The 9,329-nt window shown below is 37.9% G+C and carries 4 protein-coding genes; all 4 read left to right on the top strand.

All coding sequences use genetic code 11. The features are described 5' to 3' along the window. Window positions 1-194 precede the first annotated feature (194 nt). The 4 genes from ACE01R_RS15320 to ACE01R_RS15305 are packed head-to-tail and all read left to right on the top strand — an operon-like array spanning window position 195 to window position 9,215. The gene (locus ACE01R_RS15320) at window positions 195-3,470 is read left to right on the top strand and encodes a helicase-related protein (RefSeq protein WP_395552356.1); all 3,276 of its coding nucleotides are present in this window, start codon (window positions 195-197) and stop codon (window positions 3,468-3,470) included. Window positions 3,471-3,472: 2 nt separating this feature from the next. After that, window positions 3,473-4,150: a DUF4391 domain-containing protein gene (locus ACE01R_RS15315; protein ID WP_395552352.1), complete on the top strand. Its 678-nt coding sequence runs from the start codon at window positions 3,473-3,475 to the stop codon at window positions 4,148-4,150. 16 nt (window positions 4,151-4,166) lie between these two features. Continuing rightward, window positions 4,167-6,032, top strand: a complete 1,866-nt coding sequence (locus ACE01R_RS15310) for a site-specific DNA-methyltransferase (RefSeq protein ID WP_395552351.1) — start codon at window positions 4,167-4,169, stop codon at window positions 6,030-6,032. Between the two features lie 12 nt (window positions 6,033-6,044). Then, the gene (locus ACE01R_RS15305) at window positions 6,045-9,215 is read left to right on the top strand and encodes a type III restriction-modification system endonuclease (protein ID WP_395552350.1); all 3,171 of its coding nucleotides are present in this window, start codon (window positions 6,045-6,047) and stop codon (window positions 9,213-9,215) included. The last annotated feature ends 114 nt before the right edge of the window (window positions 9,216-9,329 follow it).

Here is a 9,329-nt window from a genome sequence, read left to right as displayed (position 1 = left end):
GGATCTGAAGAGAACCTATGGCCCAGGTTAAGCATGTGTACCAGGCAAAAGGAACGGCTGGCTAACGCCACTATACAAGGCATCACACCTATACACTTTTTTAGATTGAATGCTTTACTTTGGAATTGAGGCATGTATAGGGTTGTTATACTGTTATAATTTCTCATCTTTTTATATTTCACCCCCAATCTCTTATGAAACTCATTGATAACCTCAACAATACTTTAGGTTCAGATATAGGGGAAAATCTCAGTAGCAAATCCAGATTAAAGATTGCCGCTTCATACTTTTCAATCTATGCCTATGCTGCTTTAAAAAAAGAATTAGAAAAGATCGAAGAGCTGCAATTTGTTTTTACATCTCCAACCTTTGTCGCTGATAACGTCACAGATAAGCTAAAAAAGGAAAAACGTGAGTTTGTTATTCCTAAACAAGACCGTGAAAGCAGCCTGTATGGAACAGAATTTGAAATTCACTTAAAAAATCAGTTATCACAAAAAGCAATTGCTAAAGAATGTGCGGATTGGATACGACGAAAAGCAAAATTTAAGTCAAATAATAGCAATGCACAGATGCAGGAATTCATCAGTATTCAGAAACCTGAGCAGTCTTTAACCTATATGCCTATTCAGGGTTTTACCCCGATGGGACTTGGCTTTGAAAAAGGCAATGCGATTTCCAATATGGTGAACTGCTTTGATGAGCAACCAATGGTGCAAACCTATATTCAGCTATTCAATCAAATTTGGAATGACACCTCAAAAGTTGAAGATGTCACCAGTGAAATTATTCGACACATTGAGTCTGTCTATCAGGAAAATCCACCTGAACGTATTTATTTCTTAATGCTTTACAACATCTTCAAAGACTTCTTGGAAGATATCAATGCAGATGTCATGCCGAATGATCTCACAGGTTATCAAGATAGCTTAGTATGGAATAAGCTGTTCAATTTCCAAAAAGATGCAGCAGTAGGCATCATCAATAAACTAGAAACTTATAATGGCTGTATTTTGGCGGACAGTGTTGGTTTGGGTAAGACCTTTACCGCATTGGCTGTGATCAAATACTACGAATTACGAAACAAGAGCGTTCTGGTTTTATGTCCTAAGAAATTGGGAGCAAACTGGACGAATTATAACGCCAACCTAGTCACGAACATTTTTGCTAAAGACCGTTTTAGCTACGATGTGCTGTATCACACGGATCTCTCTCGCAAAGGTGGTGAAACCCTAGGCATAGATTTGGCGAAAATCAATTGGGGCAACTATGACTTAGTTGTGATTGATGAATCGCATAACTTCCGTAACCGTGGCACGTTTAAGGATCGTGAAACACGTTATGACCGCTTAATGAATCAAGTGATTCGTCAGGGCGTGAAAACTAAAGTGTTAATGTTATCTGCTACGCCAGTAAACAATCACTTTACTGACCTTAAGAATCAGCTCGCCCTTGCTTATGAAGGGAATGCAACGTTATTGGAAAATAAGCTCGATACTGAACGTGATATCGAAACCATATTCCGTAGAGCACAGGCCAGCTTTAATGCCTGGGCAAAACTAGATCCTGCCCAACGGACAACTCAAGCAATTCTTAACCTTCTGGATTTCGATTTCTTTAAGCTGTTAGATAGCGTGACGATTGCTCGTTCAAGAAAACACATTCAAACTTTCTATGACACCAAAGATATTGGACAGTTCCCTCAACGACTCAAGCCGATTTCATTCCGTTGTGCATTATCAACCGATCAGGATAGTGTTTCTCTGAATCAAATTTATGCAGATCTGTCTTTAATCAAGATGTCAGTCTATGCACCAGTCAGTTATATCTTTCCAAGTGCTTTAAAAAAGTATGAAGAGATTTTTGATACTCGTGTAGAAGGCAAAGGTAAATTAAGACAGGTAGACCGTGAAAAAAGTTTACAGGCCTTGATGACGGTCAACTTGCTGAAACGCCTAGAAAGTTCTGTCCATGCGTTTAGGCTGACGCTCAACGTTTTAAAGACAAATATTGAAAATGTACTCGCTAAAATTGCGGACTTTGAAGCTCGTCAGGCGGATGATGAAGTTAGTATTTCACCCGACTTTGGCTATGATGAGGATGAAAATGGTGAGTTGCTTAATACTGAAGACCTTATTGGCAATAAGCTAAAAATTCATTTGGCTGATATGGATCTGTTGAGCTGGAAAACGGATCTAGACGGTGACTACCACATTATTCTCGGTTTACTGCGAATGATTCAGCCAATTAACGCTGAAAAGGATGCCAAACTACAACATCTTAAAGCGCATGTTGTTGAGAAAATTCAGAACCCAATTAATGCCAATAACCGTAAAGTCATCATATTTACTGCCTTTGCGGATACAGCGAATTATATCTATGAGCATATTGCTCCTATCCTGCTGGAAACCTATGGTCTGCACAGTGCCAAAGTGATCGGCAGTGATAATACTTCAACGATTAAGACCAGAGTGGGAAGCCGTCAAAGTTATGATATGCAGGGCTTGCTCACTCTATTCTCTCCACAATCAAAGCAAAAAGCAGACGTATTCCCTGAAGAATCCAGAGAAATTGATGTGCTCATTGCAACGGACTGTATTTCTGAAGGACAAAACTTACAGGACTGTGATTATTTGATTAATTTCGATATTCACTGGAATCCTGTACGCATCATTCAACGCTTTGGGCGTGTGGATCGTATTGGCTCATCAAACAGCGTCATTCAGCTCGTTAATTACTGGCCTGACATTAGCCTAGATGAATATATTAACTTGCGTGAACGGGTCGAGAATCGCATGGTGATCGTTGATATGACCAGTACGGGAGATGATAACGTCCTCAGTGCCCAAGCTAATGATATTGCCTATCGTCGTGAACAATTACAGAAGCTACAAACTGAAGTTTTAGACTTGGAAGATGCCAACACAGGGGTTTCTATTACTGATTTAGGTTTGAATGACTTCCGTATGGATTTGCTTGGCTATATGGAAGAGCATCCTGAATTGGAGCGATTACCGAATGGACTACATACTGTTGTGCCTGCACAGCCAGAACTCGGTTTAAATGCGGGAGTCATTTTCACCCTAAGAGCACGACATCCTGAGTCGCCTAACAGCCAAAGCAACCGCTTATATCCATATTACTTAGTTTATATTAATCAAGGCGGTGAAGTCGTTTATGACTATACCCAAGCCAAATATTTATTGGATGTAGCTCGTAAAGCATGTCGAGGAAAAGATCATCCGATTCCTGAAGCGTATGAAAAGTTCAATGAGAAAACCAATGATGGACGAGATATGAGCCAATATTCAGAATTGTTGGATATTGTGATTCATACCATTCAGGACGTAAAAGCGGAAAAGGATATTGATAGCCTTTTCTCAGGTTTGAGCACTTCTGCGTTAGTGGATGTAGTTTCTGGATTAAATGACTTTGAGCTGATTAGCTTTATTGTGATTGAAGAACCTTAAGCATGAAGTTATACAAGTTTCCGCAGCAGGCTAAAGTGGATCGGTTAATTCCGAAAAATAAGTTTTATGAACAAGGAAAAGCCAATACCAAGATCGAACAACTATTTGTTGATCAAGTGGAAAATATACGGTGGGCTTACAAGTTGGCTTCATCTACAATTCACCTCCAAGATCAGGAAGATTTGAAGGAAATTCAAATCTTTCGAGTGAAAAGTCGGGTTGAAGATTTAGATGTGTCGATTCTATCTTTCATTGATAAACTCATTCTCACTCCAATTATTTTTGAAGTGGTTTATCAAGATAAAGTGAAAGTTGTTGCAACCTATAAGCGTTTGAATCAAGCAGATAAAACTAAAGCGGTGATAGGTCAATATTATGCTTCTGAGTGGCTAGAAGATCATGATCGTGTTGAATTGCCTCTTTACTTAAAACTGGCTGATCTATATGAACATTTCATCGCACAGATATTGCCGATCGCATTAAGTAAAAATCAGGAAAACGATAATGAATCGGTTTCTATTGAACTTCAATTGCAAAAAGCTCAACAGCTTGAAAGCTTACAAAAGCAGCTTGATAAGCTGAAATCCAAGTTGAGAACGGAAAAACAGTTTAATCGTAAGGTTGAACTCAATAAGCATATTCATGCACTTGAATCTGATTTAAACAAATTAGTGAATTAAATATAAAGGTATATTGATGGACAAGTTAAAAATGCACAGCCCGAACCTTGTTGATAGCAACATCGAAAAAATTGCAGCACTGTTTCCAAACTGTGTGACGGAAGCACAAGGTGAAAATGGCGAGCTAAAAAAAGCCATTGATTTTGAATTACTTAAACAAGAACTTTCACAAGTTTTGGTTGAAGGTGAGCAGGAACGCTATCGTCTTGATTGGGTCGGTAAAAAAGAAGCCATTTTAACGGCTAATGCACCAATTGCGAAAACCTTGCGCCCATGTCGTGAAGAAAGCGTTAATTTTGATAAGACAGAAAACTTGTTTATCGAAGGTGACAACCTAGAAGCCTTAAAACTTCTGCAAGAGAATTACTTGGGTAAAGTCAAGCTGATTTATATTGATCCACCTTATAACACAGGTAATGACTTTATTTATGAAGATGATTTTGCTGAAAGTATAGACGCTTTTTTTGAAAAATCACACCAAATAGATGAAGATGGTAATCGTTTAATTGCAAACACTGAAAGTAACGGTCGCTTTCATTCTGATTGGCTAAGTATGGTATATAGTCGATTAAAGTTAGCTAGAAACTTACTTTCTGATGATGGCTCAATTTTGATTAGTATTGATGATAATGAGCAAGAAAATTTAAAAAAAATTTGTGATGAAGTTTTTGGCTCAAAGAATTTTATTAATCAATTTGTTTGGAAGAAAAACAGTAGTGGAAAAACCGTAAGTAAGCAATTTCCTACTAATATTGAATATGTATTAATGTATTCAAAAAATTTTTTAGCACACAAATTTAATGTTGTTTATAAACCATTATCTGAAGCAACCTTAAAAATGTATAACAAAGATGATAATGATGGGAGAGGAAAGTATCGTTTATATCCTCTACAGAAAACAGGAGGAGCTGGCCCAGAAACAACTTATGATTATGTGGATAATAATGGAAAAGTTTGGCCTTGTCCTGCAAAAGGTTGGAGGATGAATAAAGAAAAATTGAAAAAATTAGAAAATGATGGACGTTTAGAGTTTGGAAATTCCACTTTATCAGAAAAGGCTTATTGGAATGAGCGAGATAGTGAGGGGAAAGTAGCAGATACTTTGTGGGATGATATTGATGAAGGAAATGTAGGAACGGCAGAAGTTTCTAAATTATTTGGCTTTGTGGCCTTTAATCATCCTAAACCAACAGGCTTATTGAAAAGAATTATAGAACTTGGAACAGATCAAGATTCAATTATTTTAGATTTTTATAGTGGTTCCTCCACTACCGCAGATGCCGTTTTTCAAATTAACATGAAAGACCAAGGACAAAGAAAAATTTTACTTGTTCAGATCCCTGAAGATATTGATGTACATTCAGAAATGTACAAAAAAGGCTATAAAACGATTGCTGAAATCTCTAAAGAACGTATCCGTCGTGCTGGTAAGAAAATTTTAGAAGATAATGCTAATAAAGAAGGTATTGAAAACTTAGATATTGGTTTCCGAGTTCTAAAAATTGACTCAACCAATATGAAAGATGTGTATTACACACCTGACGCTTTAAAACAAGCTGATATGCTGGATTTAGCTTCAAATATTAAAGAAGACCGTACATCTGAAGATCTGTTATTCCAAGTCATGTTGGATTGGGGGCTTGAACTTTCTTTACCGATTGAACGTAAAACTATTGCAGGAAAAGAAGTCTTTTACGTTGCAGGCAATAGCCTTGTAGCTTGTTTTGATGATTTGACTTTCGATGTGGTTGATGAAGTTGCCAAAGATCGTCCTTTACGCTTCGTATCGGCAGAAAAGGCCATTCATTTAGACCATCATAAAACTAATATCAAAGAACGCTTTAAACAGCTCTCTCGTGATACTGAAGTTAAGTTTCTTTAAGAGGGTTAGATAATGGAAATCCGTTTTAAAACTCTTGATTATCAGAAAGATTCTGTACAAGCGATTGTGGATTGCTTTAAAGGACAACCACGTTCTGAAGGTCATCGTTACATGATTGACCAAGGTGCAGCTAAAGTAAAAAAAGCAACTGCACAGGTTGATATGCTTGAAGAAACCTTGGACTTACAAGGTGGCAAGGCTAAAAAAGTGATTGCCGATGTTGGTTTTGAGAATGCCCATATTTTTGATCTACAAGCTGTACTGAAAAACATTCAGGAAGTACAAGCAGCAAGTGGATTACAAAGATCATCTCAACTCATCACGGATGATAATGGCAAAGGCAAGAACCTGACCAAAAGCCAATTAAACCTTGATATTGAAATGGAAACAGGTACAGGTAAAACCTATTGCTATATCCGTACTATGTTTGAATTACATAAGCAGTATGGCTGGTCGAAATTTATTGTGGTCGTACCAAGCATTGCTATTCGTGAGGGCGTTTACAAAAGCCTGAATATGATGGCTGATCATTTTCAAGAGCAATACGGCAAAAAGGCCCGTTTCTTTATCTATGATTCCAAAGCATTACACCACTTGGAAAGCTTTAGCTCGAATGGTGGCATTAATGTCATGGTGATTAACGTTCAAGCGTTTAATGCGACAGGTAAAGATAACCGTCGTATCTATGATGAACTGGATGAATTCCAATCGCGTCGTCCAATTGATGTGATTAGTCGTAACCGTCCAATTTTGATCTTGGATGAACCGCAAAAGATGGGTGCAGATAAAACCCTAGAGTCTTTATCTAACTTCAACCCATTGTTTATTCTGCGCTATTCAGCGACACATAAGCGTAACTATAACCTTGTCTATCGTTTGGATGCCTTGGATGCCTATAACCAAAAACTGGTGAAAAAAATCACTGTAAAAGGTGTGGAAGTACAAGGCTTAACGGGTACACATGGTTATTTATACTTACAGGACATCATCGTATCTAAATCTGCACCTGTCGCTCGCTTGGAAATTGAGATAGAAACCAAGAATGGTTTTAAACGTGAAGTCAGAAAGGTTAGTAAAGGCGATAACCTTTACGATATTTCCAATAAGGCCGAACAATACAATGACCGTTATGTCGTCTCAGACATTGATGCACGAGATAACTCGGTGACTTTCTTGAATGGCACCAAAATTCATGTGGGTGAAGCATTAGGGCATGTTGATGAAAAGATCATGCGTACCATTCAGATCCGTGAAACGATTCGTGCACACATTCAAAAAGAGCGTCAGTTATACAATCAGGGTATTAAAGTCCTGAGTCTTTTCTTCATTGATGAAGTGGCAAAATATCGTCAATATGATGAGGATAATAATCCTGTAGATGGCGAATACGTTCAAATTTTCAAGGAACAGTATCAACAGGTACTCAATGAAGTTCTGGATCTAAACTTAGAAAATGACCCATATTTTGACTATCTGAAAGCAATTGAGGTAGACCGTACTCACAACGGTTATTTCTCAATTGATAAGAAATCAAAACGTCTTGCCAATCCAGCAATTGATAAGAAAGCTGAAGAAGCTCAGGTATCGAATGATACAGACGCTTATGACCTGATTTTAAAAGATAAAGAACGCCTACTTTCCTTTGAAGAGCCAACTCGTTTTATTTTCTCTCACTCAGCGTTACGAGAAGGTTGGGATAACCCGAACGTGTTTGTGATCTGTACTTTAAAGCATTCAGATAATGTAATTTCTCGTCGCCAAGAAGTTGGCCGTGGTATGCGCCTTGCAGTGAATAAATTTGGCGAACGTATGGATGCCAACCATTTCCAAGGGGCCTTAGGAGAAATTCATAAACTGAATAATCTCACAGTTGTGACCAATGAAAGTTACAAAGAGTTTGTGTCGAATCTACAATCAGAAATTCTGAATACGATTCAGAATCGCCCCACACAAGCTACCCCTGATTACTTTAAAGGGAAAATCTTTAAGTTATCAGATGGTTCTAGTGTTGAAGTCACTGAATTGATGGCAAAGCAAATCAATAAGCATTTGTCTAAGCACGATTATATTGATGACAATGATCAGTTAACGCCAAAGTATCACGAAGCGAAAGATCAAGGCACGCTGGCTGAATTGCCTGAAAACTTGGTTGCATATACTGAGCAAATTCACAAGCTGATTGATGGGCTGTTTGATCCTAAAGCTTTGGAGGGTATGGCTGATAATGGCAATAAAAAGCTAACCAATACGATCAACCAAGCCAATTTAGAACGTAAAGAGTTTCAGGCTTTATGGTCTCGAATTAACCGTAAAGCAGTTTATCAAATTCATCTGGATTCTGAAAAACTCATTGAGCAAAGCATTAGTGCTGTTGAACGTACTGCTGTTGAACGCAATAATAAATTTGTGGAAACGCTGAGTTATAAACTTGCAGAAGCTACACAGAATGATGAATCCACCTATGAGCAAGTCAAAGCCAAAGAAATGTTTGGGAAGGTGACTTCAAAAACTGAGGTTGCGAATATTTCTATTCAGTCTCAAGTGACCTATGATCTGGTTGGCAATATTGCCGATGATACCAATCTCACTCGTAAAACGGTTGCCCGTATCTTACAGGGAATTAACGCTGCGGTATTTTCACAATTTAAGTTGAATCCAGAAGCTTTCATTCGTGAAATGAGTCGTATCATCAATGAACAGCAAGCAAAAATGGTCATTCAAGGACTGAAATATAATCCTTTAGATAGCACTTATCCTGACAATGAAATATTTGTAAGTAATGAGAATATTCCATTACAGGCGTATAAGGCAGAGCGTCATATCTGGGATTATGTCGTCACTGATTCTGATAATGAGCGTAAATTTGTTGAAGAGTTGGATGGTGCAGATGAGGTGGTCGTCTACGCTAAACTTCCTGATCGTTTCCAGATCCCTACGCCTTTTGGTAGCTATAACCCTGACTGGGCGATTGCTTTCAATAAGGATAAAGTACGCCAAATCTATTTCGTTGCAGAAACTAAAGGCTCAATGCTAGACAGTGACCTACGGGAAAAAGAGAAACGTAAAACTGAAAGTGCTGAAAAGTTCTTCGCTACTATAAATCAAGAAAATCAATCATTGGGGGATGCAGTTCAATATTCTGTGATTGATAGTTTTGGTAGTTTGATGAAATTAGTTCAATAAATATTAACTGTAAAAAGATGGTGAAGCCCCTTATTAAACATATAAAGCTTCACCATCTTGTGAAAGGGGAGAGAGCATAACAAATGCAGTAAACGCCTGACACGCGCCACTATA

Origin of the sequence: Acinetobacter sp. BSP-28 (assembly GCF_044130285.1) — a bacterium.
Classification (GTDB): Bacteria; Pseudomonadota; Gammaproteobacteria; order Pseudomonadales; family Moraxellaceae; genus Acinetobacter.
Note: the sequence above shows the minus strand (reverse complement) of the source record. Positions and strands in the feature narration are given on the sequence as shown.

Coding starts and splice junctions, on each gene's coding strand:
- ACE01R_RS15310 (WP_395552351.1), top strand. CDS start 4,167: ATGGACAAGTTAAAAATGCACAGCCCGAACCTTGTTGATAGCAACATC.
- ACE01R_RS15305 (WP_395552350.1), top strand. CDS start 6,045: ATGGAAATCCGTTTTAAAACTCTTGATTATCAGAAAGATTCTGTACAA.
- ACE01R_RS15315 (WP_395552352.1), top strand. CDS start 3,473: ATGAAGTTATACAAGTTTCCGCAGCAGGCTAAAGTGGATCGGTTAATT.
- ACE01R_RS15320 (WP_395552356.1), top strand. CDS start 195: ATGAAACTCATTGATAACCTCAACAATACTTTAGGTTCAGATATAGGG.